Origin of the sequence: Gemmata sp. SH-PL17 (genome assembly GCF_001610855.1) — a bacterium.
In the GTDB taxonomy this organism is placed as follows: domain Bacteria; phylum Planctomycetota; class Planctomycetia; order Gemmatales; family Gemmataceae; genus Gemmata; species Gemmata massiliana.
The window spans coordinates 7,453,755-7,469,040 of record NZ_CP011271.1 but is presented as its reverse complement, the minus strand read 5'-3'; the positions used below and the strand labels follow the sequence as shown (position 1 = coordinate 7,469,040).

The 15,286-nt window shown below is 63.3% G+C and carries 12 protein-coding genes; 5 read left to right on the top strand and 7 right to left on the bottom strand.

The window, feature by feature from the left end:
• The first annotated feature begins 125 nt into the window (after positions 1 to 125).
• On the top strand, positions 126 to 1,457 hold the full coding sequence (locus VT84_RS30970) for a hypothetical protein (RefSeq protein WP_157470024.1): 1,332 nt from the start codon (positions 126 to 128) through the stop codon (positions 1,455 to 1,457).
• 36 nt (positions 1,458 to 1,493) lie between these two features.
• On the opposite strand, the gene VT84_RS30965 is transcribed toward VT84_RS30970, so the two are convergent.
• The 5 genes from VT84_RS30965 to VT84_RS30945 all read right to left on the bottom strand — a co-directional run bounded on the left by VT84_RS30965 (position 1,494) and on the right by VT84_RS30945 (position 5,586).
• Entirely contained in the window at positions 1,494 to 2,075 is a 582-nt protein-coding gene (locus tag VT84_RS30965; protein ID WP_082842237.1) for a GNAT family N-acetyltransferase, read from the bottom strand.
• Positions 2,072 to 3,004, bottom strand: coding sequence for a carbohydrate kinase family protein (locus tag VT84_RS30960; RefSeq protein WP_082842236.1), 933 nt, complete (start codon positions 3,002 to 3,004; stop codon positions 2,072 to 2,074). The genes VT84_RS30965 and VT84_RS30960 overlap by 4 nt, the downstream gene beginning before the upstream one ends.
• Before the next feature lie 96 nt (positions 3,005 to 3,100).
• Positions 3,101 to 3,883: an enoyl-CoA hydratase-related protein gene (locus VT84_RS30955; RefSeq protein WP_082842235.1), complete on the bottom strand. Its 783-nt coding sequence runs from the start codon at positions 3,881 to 3,883 to the stop codon at positions 3,101 to 3,103.
• A gap of 18 nt (positions 3,884 to 3,901) precedes the next feature.
• Complete coding sequence (locus VT84_RS30950; RefSeq protein WP_052557052.1) at positions 3,902 to 4,231, bottom strand: hypothetical protein; 330 nt, start codon at positions 4,229 to 4,231, stop codon at positions 3,902 to 3,904.
• Positions 4,231 to 5,586 carry an acyclic terpene utilization AtuA family protein gene (locus VT84_RS30945; RefSeq protein WP_082842234.1) on the bottom strand — a complete coding sequence of 452 codons (1,356 nt, stop codon included), beginning with the start codon at positions 5,584 to 5,586 and terminating at the stop codon, positions 4,231 to 4,233. The genes VT84_RS30950 and VT84_RS30945 overlap by 1 nt, the downstream gene beginning before the upstream one ends.
• 238 nt (positions 5,587 to 5,824) lie before the next feature.
• Here VT84_RS30945 and VT84_RS39120 point away from each other — a divergent pair, with 238 nt between their 5' ends.
• Together VT84_RS39120 and VT84_RS30940 are read left to right on the top strand one after the other, a co-directional pair.
• A complete protein-coding gene (locus tag VT84_RS39120) occupies positions 5,825 to 5,998 on the top strand; it encodes a hypothetical protein (protein WP_157470022.1) in 174 nt (57 codons plus the stop codon).
• 178 nt (positions 5,999 to 6,176) lie between these two features.
• Complete coding sequence (locus VT84_RS30940; RefSeq protein ID WP_082842233.1) at positions 6,177 to 8,537, top strand: OPT family oligopeptide transporter; 2,361 nt, start codon at positions 6,177 to 6,179, stop codon at positions 8,535 to 8,537.
• 251 nt (positions 8,538 to 8,788) lie between these two features.
• Here VT84_RS30940 and VT84_RS30935 read toward each other — a convergent pair whose 3' ends face one another.
• Both VT84_RS30935 and htpG read right to left on the bottom strand, forming a co-directional pair.
• Positions 8,789 to 9,097: a hypothetical protein gene (locus tag VT84_RS30935; protein WP_082842232.1), complete on the bottom strand. Its 309-nt coding sequence runs from the start codon at positions 9,095 to 9,097 to the stop codon at positions 8,789 to 8,791.
• A 493-nt stretch (positions 9,098 to 9,590) separates the two neighbouring features.
• Positions 9,591 to 11,477 (bottom strand): molecular chaperone HtpG, encoded by a 1,887-nt coding sequence (htpG, locus tag VT84_RS30930; RefSeq protein WP_082842231.1) that lies wholly within the window; start codon positions 11,475 to 11,477, stop codon positions 9,591 to 9,593.
• 217 nt (positions 11,478 to 11,694) lie between these two features.
• Between htpG and VT84_RS30925 the strand changes: the two genes are divergently transcribed.
• Positions 11,695 to 13,575, top strand: a complete 1,881-nt coding sequence (locus tag VT84_RS30925; RefSeq protein ID WP_082842230.1) for a thioredoxin-like domain-containing protein — start codon at positions 11,695 to 11,697, stop codon at positions 13,573 to 13,575.
• A 109-nt stretch (positions 13,576 to 13,684) separates the two neighbouring features.
• Complete coding sequence (locus VT84_RS30920; RefSeq protein WP_162271896.1) at positions 13,685 to 15,286, top strand: aldehyde dehydrogenase family protein; 1,602 nt, start codon at positions 13,685 to 13,687, stop codon at positions 15,284 to 15,286.

The window sequence follows — 15,286 nt, the reverse complement described above, 5'->3', positions numbered from 1 at the left end:
AATATTAAATCGCCACCTTTATATCTCGCAAAGAAATGAGTGCGGATGTAACCATCTCGTTGGTATTATGTCGCGTGCGTCGCTGATAGCCCATTTCGGTCTTCCGGTCTAACGGGAGTATTGCCGTGCTCACTCGTTGTTTGCTTGTGTTGCCCATTGTCTGGCTCGCGACTCTTGCCGGCGTGCCGCACACGCCGGTCGGCGCCGAGGACAAGCCCAAAGGCGATCCGCCCGCCCGAGCGAAGGACGACAAGGATCGCGAACTGCACGCCGTCGGCATCTACGAAGGGTACACCAAGAGCGAGGGAAAGATCCACGGGGGCAAGGCCCAAGTGCTGGTCCAGCGCCCCGGAAAGAAGGTCACGCTCGTTCTTACGTCCTACGCCCCGGTCACCTGGGAGGTAGCGATCGACAAAGACACCATCGTGGAGAAGGTAATTCTCGGCGGGTACAAGCGCTCGGCGGTCAAGGGGCTTCCGGAGAAAGTCGAGGTGATCGAGGCATTTAATGGCGTAAAGAACGCCGCACTCCCATTTTATGCGTACAAGTTCGACACGCCGAACTTTCGAGCATTGGTCGAAGCGTTGGACGGTATGACGGGGCGGAAGCTCACGAGCTTTACCGGGGTATATGGCGCCAAAGCCGACGATTACATCGAGGTAAATCAGACGCAGACGGACGCCCGACTCTCGATCGATTACCCGGTGCCGGTCGCGGCCGAGAAGCTCCCGAAGTTGACGTTCCAGGCGCACCACAGCGCCCCAGGTGCCATGCCGCACGAAGTGACGCGCTCGTTCGGCGAGTTCACACTGACGGGACCGAAGACAGACACGCTCCTCGCGCTCCCGAAGGACGTCTCCCGCATCACCTACGACCCGGTGGGCAAGAAGTACTACGGCATTCACCGTCACGCGCTCGGCGCGATCGACATGGAGAAAAAGAAAGCCGTAGTGATCGATACGGGGTTGCAGGTGCCCGAAATCAGTTGGCCGGCGGACGTCACGTTCGACACCAAGCGCGAGCGGGTGCTGCTCGCGACTTCAGGCGGGGGCGGTTACCTGTACTCTTACACCCCGAAAACGGGCAAGTGGGAGGCGCTGGCCGAAAAGCCCGCTCAGGTGCTCGCGTACCACGCGAAGGACGACGTGATCTACGGATTGAAGAGCGACTTGGGCCGTGAGGGCGTTGCTGAACTTCAGGCGATTAACGCTCAAGGTGCGGTCGTGACGGCCGCGAAAATCAGTGGCGAGTTTTTACCAGGGGTTCTCAACGCGGGACCGGGTGTTTCCGGTCTTCAACTGATCCCCGCGGGCGATAAACTCGTTCTGTTGATCTCCCCGACCGAGCGGTTGGGCGGGAGCGAAGTCCCGCTCCAGAAGATGGCGTACACGTACCTCATTGACCCCAAGACCGGTAAGGCGGAGCTGGCCTGGAAGGGTAAAGTCGGCGGGAAGTAGCTCGTAACGGAATGTCGGTCACCGAGAGTGCCCCAATCAACCGGGTGTGCTCTTGGTGACCGCCCATTCATCGCGGAGAACCGAGTACATTCGCACGTCCTCGAAGTTCCCGCGTCGTAGGAGCGCGTGGCGGAACACCCCTTCGTGGCGGAAGCCGAGCTTCGTCAGCACGCGCTCGCTCGCGGTGTTGCCGTCGATGACGCGGGCCTGCACCCGCTCCGGTTCGTACTCGGCGAACACGTGATCCAGCACCGCCCGGCACGCCTCGACAACATACCCCTTCCCCCAAAACGGTTCCGCGATCCAGTAACCGAGTTCCATCGTCTGGTGCAGTTTCGCGGCCCAGAAGCACCCGCACGCGCCGATGGGGTGTGGGTCCGGGGGAACGGTAATGGCGTAGGGTTCGGGCATTCCTTCGAGGTACCGCAGTACCGCGTAGTCGCGGAGGAACAGCATCGTGTCCGCGACGGTGCGGTGCGCGTCCCAGAGCGTGAACCGCGCCACGTTCGGGTTCCGGGCGTGCTCGAAGAGCGGTCGCGCGTCGTCTTCGGTGAACGCCCGCAGCGTGAGGCGCTCGGTCGTGAGTGTCGGCGGGCGCCAGTTGGGTGGCTTAATCATTTCAGCCCCGCAGCGCGTTCCACTTCGGCGCGATCGATTTTCGGCGTCCCGCCCGGGTACTCGCACACACGGGCTGCGTAGTGCGTGGCGAATTTCGCACACTCGCGAAGCGGGCGCCCCTCCAGGTGCAAGCACACCATCGCAGCCGTGAATGCGTCGCCCGCTCCCACAGTATCAACGACCTTCGCGGACACGCCGGGTTCGGTGAAAGTTTCTCTGGAGTAAAGCGGATCACCGTCGCTGTCTTTTTCTTCCCACTGCCGATAGACCTCGCACCCCAACTCGCCGCGAGTCAGAATCGCCACCCCGCTACCCAACGATTTGGCCGAACTTACGGTGTCGGACAACGATTGAAATTCCAGCAAGTCGCTGAGTACAGAAAGTTCATCCGAGTTGATTTTGATCCAATCGCTCATGGCGATTCCCCATCGCAGTATTTCTTCTGTGAAGTACCGACCTCGCAAATTCACATCGAACACGACCAGCCCTAACTGTTCTCGCTGGTGCAGCCCTTCCGCGAATCGGTGAACGGGAACCGGTGTACCGAACCGTTGCGCGAGCGTGCCGAAGCACGCGGCACGGGCCGTCTTCAGGAGCGATTCGAGCTTCTCGTCCCACCCGATGTAGTCCCACGCGACATATTCCGTGATCGTGTACGTCGGAACCTTGTTGGCATCGAGCGCCACCTGAACCGTGCCGGTCGGGTGATCGGGATCGGTCTGGATGTACTCGTCCGAAAGGCCGAGCGCCCGAACGCGCTCGCGCAATTCGCGCCCGAGGTCGTCGGTGCCGACGCGCGACACGATGACCGAGTCGTGGCCGAGTTGGTGGCAGTGGAACGCGAAGTTGAACGGTGCCCCGCCGGCCACCTTTCGGCCGCCCGGGTATACGTCCCACAGCACTTCGCCGATGCCGACAATTGGGTTCATAAGAGAAATCCAGCCACGGATGACACAGATAAACACGGATCAAGAATCATTTCTTGGATTGATCTGTGCTTATCTGCGTCATCCGCGGCGCGTTTCTTACCTTGCTTCGGGAATCCACGGAGCCGGCTTTTTGTCGAAGAACGCGGTCAGTCCGTGGCGGCACTCGTCGGTGAGGCGCGGTTCGGCGCTCGCTTTCGCGAGGTCGTCGACGCCCACCGACTGGCGCGAGCAGCGGCCCAGCAGTTCCTTCGTGGTCGCGAGTGCCTTGGGACCACCTTCGGCGAGTGACTTCGCCCATTCACCGGCCACCGTGAGCAAGTTTTCCGCCGATGCTACCTGATTCACCAGCCCCACGCGCAGGGCCGAAAGTCCATCAATGAGTTCCCCCGTAAGGAGGAGCCACCGGGCCGTGCGCTCGCCAACGTGTCGCAGTAGGTGCGGCATCACCATCGCGGCGACCAGTCCGCGGCGCACTTCCGGATACCCAAACTTCGCATCGGGCGTGCTCACCGCAAGATCGCACACGGTTACGAGCCCCGCACCGCCCGCGACCGCGGCGCCGTTCACGGCCGCAATGGTAGGTTTCGGGAGCGTGTAAATCAGTTCGTACAGCGCCGAGAGCTTCGCCGCGTCGTCCCAGACCTTGTCACTATCAGCGCCGAGCGTTCCGCGCAGTTCGTCGAGGTCCATCCCCGCGCAGAACGCCGCGCCGGTTCCGGTGAGGATCACACTTCGGGCGGCGGTGTCCTCGGCCGCGCGCCGGAAGGCATCGTTCAGCGCCGCGATCAGCGCGCGCGACAGGGCGTTGCGCTTGTCGGGGCGATTGATCGTGATGACCGCTGCGGAACCGCGATGCGCGTACTGCACGATGTCGGACATGGATTCTCCCCGTTCCCGTCAGGACGTCGGTTCTTCCCACGCCACCATCATCCGCAGGAGCGCGACCGCGAGCGTTTTGCCCTGCGTGTCAATGCGCAGTGACCGACTCGCGCCGCCCGCGAGGGCATCGTACAGCATGAAGTTGAAGCCCCGCACATTCGCGGCCTCGAAGCGTTCCACGCGGGTCGCTCCGAGCGGCTGAAAGTACGCGGCCACGACCTCGGCCGTGAGGTTCGCGCGCAGCCACGCGAACCCCGCGTCGGTGTACGCGATCACGGCGATATTTGAATGATTACCCTTGTCGCCGCTGCGCCCGTGGGCGATCTGCGAAAGTGGAACCTGCGCCATCACACCACCTCCACGACCGGTGTTACGGCCGACTTCGCCACGAGCGCGGGCCAATAGGCGAACACTTCGCGCACGGGCGGGCGGCCCGTGGTGTAACCCGTCGTCCCAGGGAACCCGGACGTGACGAGCGGCGCGAACTCCTTCGTGAAGCGCTCGACGGCGGCCTTCCTCGGGTCGCGCACGGCCACGCGGAGCACGACCTCTGGTGGATCGGCGGTTGCGGTGACCACTCCCGGCACGCAATCGCCCGCGCCCAGCGCTTCGATGCGACTCTCGGCGAAGGTGAACCCGGCCTGCTTCAGCTTTTCGAGCAGGACCGCTCCGGAGCGCCGGGCCTTTGCTGCGGCGTTCGGACCCGCGATGACCAGCGTGCCGGCCGACATGAACCCGTCGCGGTACGCGATCGACACCTTGTACGTGTCCGTTAGCCCGTTCGCGGTACCGCCGGTCACGTGTACCACGTCGGGCTTCGTCTGCGTTAATTTCACAGTGGTGAAATCGGCGACGACGTCGGGTGTGAAATACCGCGCGGGATCGGCCACTTCGTAGAGGAGCTGTTCCGACACCGTTTCGACGTTCACCGCACCGCCGGTGCCCTCGGACTTTGAGATCGTGAACGTACCGTCTTCGTGGATCTCCGCGATCGGGTAGCCGACGTTTTCGAGGTGCGTCGATTCGTCCGCGTTGATCCACAGCCCGCCGGTGGCCTGCGCACCGCATTCGATCAGGTGCCCCGCGACCGTTCCGCTTGCAAGCCGGTCCAGGTCCGCCGGACCGAATCCCCAGCCGAATTCATGTGCCGCCGGGCCGACCGTGAGCGATGCGTCCGCGACGCGCCCCGTGATGACGATCTCCGCACCCTGCTTCAGCGCGTCTGTGATTGGGCGTGCGCCCAAGTAGGCGTTCGCGCTTACCACTTTGTCGCGGATCGAGGAGAGCGGTTCACCGGTGTCGAGGTGATTAAGTGGGTGACCGCTGGCGAGTAGTTCGTCGAGCCGCGGGAGCAGGTCGTCACCGCTCACTACCGCGATTCGCTTCTCGATCCCGGCTTTTGCGATGACTTGTTTCGCCTGAATCGCGCACGCCCGCGGATTCATGCCGCCCGCGTTGGTAACGATCTTCAGACGCGGTTGCGCCTGGAGCGCGGGGGCGAGCCGACCGAGGACGTCGATGAAGTCCGTCGCGAACCCGGCGCTCGCGTCCTTCGCCTTCTGGACGGCGAGGATCGACATCGTGAGTTCGGCGAGGTACTCGAGCGTCAGATAATCGAGCCGTCCCGTGTTCGCGAGACGCACCGGGGCGTCGAGATTGTCGCCCCAGAACCCGCAGCCGTTGCCGATTCGCACGTGTTTCATCGTGTCCACCGGAGAGGAAGTGTCGCCTGTATTCTACGCCTCTCGGCAATTGAGAACATCTTTCACACAACCGACATGCGCGCGAACCTTACGTGGGGTATGATCTCTTTCACAGTATTGGGAGTGGAGCGAACAAAAACGAACGACAAGCTTCGACATATTAATTGGCGATCGAATTTTCGCACCCGCGGAGCGAACGCGCTCTAGGTTCGTGCGACTGCATTATTAGGGTGGACCCATGACCGATAGCGTGCTGCAAAACCCCGCCGACCGGACCGACCGCGTGACCGCGTCGTTTATTCAGGATCTGATGCGCCGCGCGCTCCAGAACGCGATCGCTCAGAGCAGCGTGGGCACGGCCGTTCCGCCCGCCCCGAACGCGGCGCCGATCGCGACCGATGCCGGTAACTGATGCCGTCGGCACACAGAAATATCAGTTCGTTTATTGATGAACAGCGCGGCGCGGGTTCGCAGTGGGCGAACCCGCGCCGCTCGCGTTTTGGTTTCTTGACTTCTTCACTTCGCGCACCCGTGCCCGTAAGCTGTGGCTCAACTCTCCGCCACAGAACCGTACTCGCACGGGCCAACTTATGTCGTCAGAGAACGTTCCCAGTGGTGCGCCGGAAACGCCACCGCATCAACCATTCATACCCGCCGCCGAAGCGCCACCAGAACTCACTTGGCCGGCGGTATTAACCGGTATCGTGCTCGGCATCATCTTCGGCGCATCGTCACTGTATCTGGTGCTCAAGGTCGGGCTGACGGTGTCCGCGTCGGTGCCCATCGCGGTGCTGTCGATCACACTGTTCCGCGCGTTCTCGAATGCGTTCAAGGTTCGCAAAACGACGATCCTCGAAAACAACGTCGTTCAGACCACCGGCAGCGCCGGTGAGAGCATCGCGTTCGGTGTCGGCGTGACGATGCCGGCGCTACTGATCCTCGGGTTCGAGATGGACCCGGTTCGCGTGATGACGGTGTCCGTTCTCGGGGCAGTTCTCGGTATCCTGATGATGATCCCGCTGCGCCGGGCGTTCATCGTGAAGCAGCACGGCAAGCTGATCTACCCCGAAGGAACCGCGTGCGCCGAGGTACTGGTTGCCGGCGAGAAGGGCGGCGCGACCGCGAAGATGGTGTTCATCGGGTTCGGCGTCGCTCTGGTACACAAGTTCCTCACCGCGGCAACGAAACTGTGGTCGTCGGAACCGTCGGCGAAGCTGTACGTCACGGACGAGGCGACCGGAGTAAAAACCGGGCTGAAGGGTGGGCAAGTGAGCGGTGAACTGTCACCGGAACTGCTCGGGGTGGGGTTCCTGATCGGCCCGCGGATCGCGGCGCTGATGATGGCCGGCGCGGTGATGTCGTACTTCGTCCTCGGGCCGCTCATCGCGACGTTCGGTGAGAAGCTGAACGAACCGGTCGCGCCAGCCGCGTGGGACGACGAGAAACCAAAAGACTCGAAGAACCCCGGGCTGATCCGCAACATGGACCCGGACGGTTTACGGGCCAAGTACCTGCGTTACATCGGTGCCGGCGCAGTTGCGGCCGGGGGCATCATTAGTATGTGCCGGGCACTCCCGCTCATCATCGGCTCGATCGTCGCCGGGTTGCGTGACATGCGGGCCGCGCGGTCAGCAACGGGGACCGGGGTGGGCGCACCTCGAACTGAACGCGACATGCCGATGACCGTGGTCTTGTGGGGCAGCATAGTGCTCGTGTTGATACTCGCGCTGGTTCCGCAACTCGGCCTGGGATTGAGTTTCCAGGGTATCGTCGGCGCGGGGATGATTCTGCTGTTCGGGTTCCTCTTTGTGACCGTCTCTAGTCGACTCACGGGCGAGGTGGGTAGCTCGTCGAACCCGATCTCCGGTATGACCATTGCCACGCTCTTGCTCGTCTGCCTGATCTTTTTGATTCTCGGCCGTACCGGTCCGTCGGCGATGCTCACGGCCCTGACGGTCGCAGCGGTCGTGTGTATCGCGTCCTCGAACGGTGGGACCACGTCGCAAGACCTGAAGACCGGGTACCTCGTCGGGGCCACGCCGTCGAAACAGCAGTGGGCCATTCTCATTGGTGCGGTTACGTCGGCGCTGGTCATCGGGTTGACGATGCTGGCGCTGAACAGTGCCGGGGTTCACTACACGAAGAACAGTATCCCGGCCGATGCGAAGCTGGTCGTGCCGGAGGACGCACCGACCGAGAAACCGGGGCGCCCTTACGATTCGGGGGATCTCCTCGACACGAAAGAGTACCGCGTCGTTCACGCGCGAGGAGGCGAGCACGACAAGCTGAAGCCGGGTCGGTACCTCGTGACATCGGACGGTAAGCCGGTGTACCGCACGGACGAACCGATCGCGCGCGAAGAGAAGAAGATGGACAACGGCGAGGACGCTCCAAAGGAGTTCACCGCTCCGCAGCCGCGCCTGTTCGCCAACATCATCTCGGGAATTCTGGGCGGTACACTGGAGTGGTCGCTCATCATCGCCGGGGCACTCATTGCCATCACACTGGAATTGTGCGGTGTCTCCGCTCTGCCGGTCGCGGTGGGGATGTACCTGTCGCTCGCATCGAGCATGCCCATCTTCATTGGAGGGATGCTGCGGTTAGTGGCCGATAAGGTACGTGGTAAAGCGAAATCTGAGGCCGAGTCCGAAACCAGCCCCGGGGTACTCCTCGCGAGCGGGTTCATCGCTGGGGGAACGCTGTGCGGTCTGATTGTGGCGTTCTTTACGTTCCTGCCGGATCAGTTTAACCAGGCTATTAACCTCGGTTTCCACTTGTTCAGCGAAGTGAACGATAAGGGCAAACGGGAGTGGAAGCCGGACGAAGTGGAATGGGCAAAGATCGTTTCGGTTGTGATGTTCGGTTTGCTTGGGGCGTTTCTGCTTTGGGTCGGTTCCCGAAAGGGAGGCGTGGAACCAGAGGCTCCTCCGTCCGCGCAGCCCACCGCGTGAGAACGCGAATTCGGGTTTGGTAGTGTAATCCGCTCGCTCCGCGAGCGGTGCTTGGGCTCCAGGGTATTCGAGCAAGTGCTCGCTCAGGAAGCCAATCGCTCGCTCCGCTCGCGGACCACACGACCGAACCGAGAAGCGGGTGAATTGCGCAGAAGGCTGCTGCTTGATTGGTGTAGCGCACAGCAAAACAGGACGGGCCGCGAGTTGGTACTCGCGGCCCGTCCTGTTTGAGATCGTTTCAATTTGGCAACTTAGCGCCAGCGGACGGCGAAGCACGAGTTCCCGAGCACGACCAGTTCGCGCTCCGAGTACCCCTGGTACTCCAGCATGTCCAGCATCTCTTCCGCCTCGCTCAACGCGCCGACGGTGGTGAGTTGCCAGTCGTTTTGAACAACCGGCTCCGAGCGGTGCCCGGTGGCCAGCGTGTCGGCGGACGGGTCGGCAAGACCGACGGCCGTGTTTTCACCGGCGAGAACAGCTTCTTTGGACTTCGCGGTCAGAACGTACACGGCTGTGAGGCCGAGCGAGATACCGCTGAGCGTGAGGAGGGTGAGCGTCATATCCTTGCCCCGCAATTGGTGCTGAACTCCGATGTAGCGGAACTGTAGAACACGAACCCCCAGATCCATTGAAAAATGGTCTAGGAAAACCGGGATCTGCTGGGCGTTCCGCGTCGGGCGAAAGAATGAAGATGGGCGCGAACCGAGAGACTTGTTACGCGGACTAGGCGTTCCTCTCCGTGTACTAAATTCACGGCGAGGCGGACACTCCCTGTCATTGAGCAAGCATCGGCGGACAGGGTCTGCCCGATTCGCTCTCGTCCATTATATCCGGGCCGAAATCAGACCGGGTAACGGACTCTTCGATTTGAGGGGTTGCGAAAACAGTGCCGAAAGTGCGCCCCGGCGCGACCTCGGGGCTGAAATTAGGCCGCAGAACCGACCAAGTGTCCACTCAGCGCCGGCGCTCGTGTGACAAGCGGAAATGGGCGCGAAACGGGCACTTGGTCGGGGGCGTGTTACTTAATCTGAACATCTGCCAGAAAATAAACAACTACGCCCCTGATACTTGCGCGTCACGCACGATCAGGTCGTTCACCCGCTTCGCAAATGCGACCGGATCGGTCACTTTTGACCCCTCCGCGATCACAGCTTGCTCGTAAAGCAGGCGCGCGTACCCGTCGAGGCGCGGGTCGACGGCGTTCTTTTCGTGTAGCACGCGGAGCGCTTCGAGGGTGGGGTGTTTCGGATTGAGTTCCAAAACGCGCTTTGGTGTTCCCGAATCGCGCCCCATGCGTTCCATCAAGCGCTCCATGTGAGCGGACACGCCGTGGGCCTCGGCCACGAGGCACGCCGCGCTCTCCGTGAGCCGGTTCGTGAGTCGCACGTCGGCCACGTCGGGCACCTTTTCCTTGAGAACGGTCAGCAGCGCTGCGAACCGTTCCTTGTCACCGGCCGGAACCTCGCCCACGCCGGTAGCCTCCCCGCGGTCGGCCGCAACGAGCTTCTTGCCCTTGTATTCGCCGAGTTGCGGGATCGCGAACTCGTCGATCGGGTCCGTGAGCAGGAGCACGTCCTGTCCCTTCGCGCGGAACGCTTCGAGGTACGGCGAGTGCCGGAGCTGCTCGGCCGATTCACCGATCAGGTACGCGATTTCCGTTTGCTCAGCGGGCATCTTCTCGACGTACTCGGCGAACGTGGTGAACTTGCCCGCCTCGGTGTTCGCGCTCTCGAACAGGAGCAGGTCCGCGATCTTCTCGCGGTTGCTCCAGTCGCGCGTCAGCCCTTCTTTCAGGACCGTGCCGAAGCTCTTGTAGAAAGTGAGGTACTTGTCCGGTTCAACGTTCTTCGTGCCGGCCAGCGATTCGAGGACGTTCTTCACGACGCTCTTCTGAATCACGTCGAGCAGCGGGTTCTGTTGGAGCAGCTCGCGCGAGACGTTCAGCGGCAGGTCGGCGGAATCGACCACGCCCTTCACGAACCGCAGGTACACCGGGAGCACCTGCTCGCACCGGTCCATGATGAGCACGCGCTGTACGTACAGCCGCAGCCCCGCGACCGGCTCCTCGTAGTCGAAGCCGAACGGCTTGTGCCCCGGGACGAAGCACAGCACCTTGAACTCGGTTTTGCCCTCGGCCGCGTAGTGGATCACGTCCGCGGGCGCATCGGTGTCGTGCGCGAGTGACTTGTAAAACTCTTCGTATTCTTCGGGCTTTACTTCACTTTTACTGCGGAGCCAGATCGCCTTGCGCGAGTTGAGCGTTTCCTCGGTCGTCTCCTTCTTGCCCTCTTCGACCTCCTTCTCCACGTCCATCACGACGGGGTGTTCGAGGAAGTCGGAGAACTTCCGCACGAGCTGGCGGAGGCGCCAAGTGTCGAGGAAGTCCTTGGTGTCGTCCTTGAGGTGCAGGATCACGTCGGTGCCGCGGGTCGGCTTCTCGCACGCTTCGAACGTGTAGCTCCCCTGGCCGTCGGACTCCCACCGCGTGCCGTCCGTCGGGGAGCCGGCCGCGCGCGTCACGACGGTCACTTTGTCGGCGACCATGAACGCGGAATAGAACCCGACCCCGAACTGGCCGATCAGCCCCGGCGTTTCGCCGGTTTTGCCCGCGCGCTTCGCGGCTTCGAGGAACGCCTTCGTCCCCGACTGCGCCACGGTGCCCAGGTTGTCGATCACGTCCTGGCGCGACATCCCGATGCCGTTGTCGGAGATCGTGAGCGTCTTGGCGGTCGCGTCCGGGGTGAGCTTGATCTTCCAGTCGGTGTTGCCTTCCAGTTTGTCCGCGTTGGCGAGTGCGTCGAACCGTACCTTGTTGATCGCGTCAGAGGCGTTCGAGATCAGTTCGCGCAGGAAGATCTCACGGTCCGAATACAGCGAGTGCGTGATGAGGTGCAGGAGTTGCTTCAGCTCTGCTTTGAATTCGAGCGTTTCGGCCGACATTTCGGAACCTCCAAAAGGCGAACGGCCGGGGCGAACCGGCCGGTGAGCGTTCCCGCTGTTGTACGCCGGCCGGCCCGTACCGGCCGTTCAGGGCCGGTGCCGCTTTACCCATTCTTTTTCACTCAAGTGTCAACCCGGCTACCGCAATCTGCCGAAACCAGTTGTGACGGATGCGCCGCGGGTCGCGCCGGGCGCGCCTTTTCCATAGGAGTCAAGGATGACGACTTCGCACGTGACGGTGAAGACCCTCGCCGCACTTACGTTGTTAGTCGGGTTCGGCTCGACCGGGCGCGCGGACCCGGCGCCGGTAACGGTCGATTGGGCGTTCAAACAGGCCCCACGGCAGCCCGGCGTGAACGTGCCCACGCCGGCGGCTGCCCAGTGTAAAGTGGCGCCGATCCCGGGTGACAAACCGGGCAAGTCGGTGGGCTCGATTATCACCGGGCCGGACGGCAAACCGGTGCGCCAGTTCGTCAGTTACGACGACAAGACCTTCAACATCGTTGTTTACTTTGTGGACGGGGTCGAGGCCTACCGCGAGGTCTACCCACCGGACCCGAAGGAACCGTTCCAGTTCCGCTGGCTCGGGCCGAACGGGACCAAGTGGGGGCTGGACCGCAACCGCGACGGGGTGATCGACGACTGGGTCGTGATCTCGCCCGAGGAGGCGAGCCAGGAACTCGTCCAGGCGGTCACCACGCGCGACCCGAAGCGGATCGAGGCCTTATTGGTGACGAAGGAGAATCTGACAGCGCTCGGGCTCCCGTCCGCGGACGCGGACAAGATCGCGGCCCGGACCGCCGGTGCCGCCAAGCGCGTGGGCGAAACGGCCACCGCGCTCAAGCTGACCGACAAGGCGAAGTGGGTCCACGTCGAGTACGGGATCCCGAACACGCGCGCGGCCGATTCGTTCGGCGGGCGCCAGGACTACACCGCGTACAAGAACGGCACCATTCTGGTCGAGGACGGCGGGAAGGGGCAGGCGCTCCAGACCGGCGAACTGATCCTGATCGGGAAGGCGTGGAAGCTCGTGGACGGCCCCTCGGCGGGCGCCGCGCCACAAGGCGGGAGCACACCAGACGGCCCGGTCGTGCCGGAAGAGGTCCGGCCGCTGGTCGAGAGGCTCAACAAGTTCGACCAAAACGTGCCGAACCCGCCGACCCCGGCCGCGATGTACGAGTTCAACTCGAAGCGCGCCGAGCTGCTCGAACAGATTCACGAGCGCCTGCCGGAAGACAAAAAGGAAACGTGGGCCAAGATGCTGCTCGACAGCCACGCCGCGGCCGCCGAGAACGACAAGCCCGGGAACAAGCACCTCGCCCGCCTGGACCAGTTCAAGAAGACCTACGCCGCGCCGAACATGAACCCGGCGATCGCGTCCTACGCCGCGTACCGCCTGCTCTACGCCGAGAACAGCGTGGCGATGGCGAACATGAAGCCGGACGGGAGCGACCTCGCGGCGATCCAGGACAAGTGGCGCGCCGCGCTCGAAGAGTTCGTGAAAGCGTTCCCGCAGAGCGCGGACGCGCCCGAAGCGCACTGGCGCCTGGCGATGGCCCAGGAGCACTCCGGCGCGAAGGACGCCGAGACCAAGGCCCGGACCGTCTACGAGACGCTCGTGAAGAACTACGCGGACACCCCGCAGGGCGCGAAGGGCGCCGGGGCGCTGAAGCGCCTCGACAGCGAGGGCAAGCCGCTCGAACTCACGGGCCAGGTGCTCGGCACGAACCAGACGTTCAGCGCCGCCCAACCCGGCAAGGTCGTGGTGGTCTACTACTGGGCGAGCTGGAGCGACTCGCTCGCCGAAGACGCCAAGAAGCTCCAGGCGCTCGTGAAGGATTACGAGAAGAAGGGGCTGGTGGTGGTCACGGTGAGCCTGGACCACGACGCGAAGCAGGCCACGGAAGCGATCAAGACCTCGGGCTTGCCCGGTACGCACCTCTTCGCCGAGGGTGGGCTGGACCGCAGCGCGCTGGCCGCGACCTACGGCATCCTGGCCCCGCCCTACGTGTTCGTGGCGGGCAAGGACGGCAAGGTGGTCAAGCGCAACAGCGGCATCGCTGCCATCGAAGAAGAAGTCAAGAAGCTTGCGCAGTAAGCGGTCGCTTCTGACCGACCGGGGCGAGTGAGTTGGCGGCCTTCAGCTTTTGATGCTGGAGGCGCCGACCCACTCGCCCCGGTCGTTTGCTGCGCCGTATCCTGTCGACATGACACCCTTCACGACGGAACTGGCTCTCGCCCGGCGCGCTCAAGAGTCTTGGGTCAAACGCAGTGTGCGCGATCGGTTGCGGCTCGTGCGCAACCTGCGTGCGCTCCTCGTCGAGCGCGTCGCCGATATCAGTGCGGCCATTCACGCCGACATCGCCCGGCCCGCGATCGAGATCATCGGGAGCGAGATTCTCCCCTGCACTGCCGCGCTGAAGTTCTTGGAAAAGCGCGCGGCCCGAATTCTCTCTCCGCGGCGCGTATCGAGTTGGGACCGTCCGGTGTGGCTAATGGGCTGCCGCGACGCGATCCACTACCGACCGTGGGGTGTGGTCGGTATTATCGGTACGTGGAACTATCCGGTCCATTTGAACGTCGGCCAGATCGCGTTCGCGCTCGTCGCGGGCAACGCGGTTCTGTGGAAGCCGAGCGAGAACACCCCGCGCACGACGAAGGTCATTCACCAACTCTTCTGCGACGCGGGCTTCCCGCCCGATTTGCTGCAAACGCTCCCCCACACGCGCGAGGCCGGCCCGCAACTGACCGAAACCGACGTCGATTACATGGTCTTCACCGGTTCCGATACGGTCGGGCGGAAGCTCGCGGCCCGGCTCGGCGAGCGCCTTATCCCCAGTACGCTCGAACTCTCGGGGTGCGACGCGATGTTCGTGCTCGCCGATGCCGACATCGAGTTGGCCGCGAAGGGCGTGTGGTTCGGGCTGACGCTCAATCGTGGGCAGACGTGTGTCGCGGTGCGCCGCGTCTTCGTTCAGCGGGCAAAGTACGCTGCGCTCGTGGCCGCGCTCAAGCCGTTGGCCGATCGCGCGGTGCCGATGAACTTGGTGATGGAGTCGCAACGCACACAGGCCGACCGGCTCATTCAGGACGCGATGAAGCGCGGGGCGAGTGTGCTGGGCGAACCTAACCCCCTAACCCCCTTCCCTAAGAAGGAAGGGGGAACAGAACCAAATACAATAGATGCGAAATCATCTGCGATGGTTTTAAGCCCCTCTCCGTTTAGGGGAGGGGTTGGGGAGGGGTTGTTTTCCACCCCCTTCCCTTCAGGGAGGGGGGACGGGGGGGTAGGTTCCGCCCTCGCCCCCACCCTCCTTCTCAACACCCCCGCGGACGCGGCCATTTGTCGCGAGGCGTGCTTCGCACCGGTCGCGGCCGTGATTCCGTTCGACACGGTGGAAGAGGCGCTCGCGATGGCGAACCAGTCGCCGTTCGGCCTGTCCGCGTCCGTCTTCTCGGCCGACGTTGCTGCGGCGCAAGAGTTCGCGGCGCGCGTGCCGTCGGGGAGCGTTGTCATTAATGATGTGCTTGCGCCAACGGCGCACCCGGCGACGCCGTTCGGCGGGCGCGGGGCGAGCGGGTGGGGCGTCACGCAGGGACCGGAGGGGCTACTGGCGATGACCGTACCGCAAGTGGTGACAGTCCACAAAGGAACGTTCCGCCCGCACCTCGACGACGCCGCAAACCCCGACCCCGCGACCATCGACCTCCTTCACGGGCTGATTCGACTGACGCACGCCCGTGGGCTCCGGGCGAGGCTCAGTGGCTTGTGGCAAATGGTGCGTGGCATCCGAAAGAAGAGAAAGTGA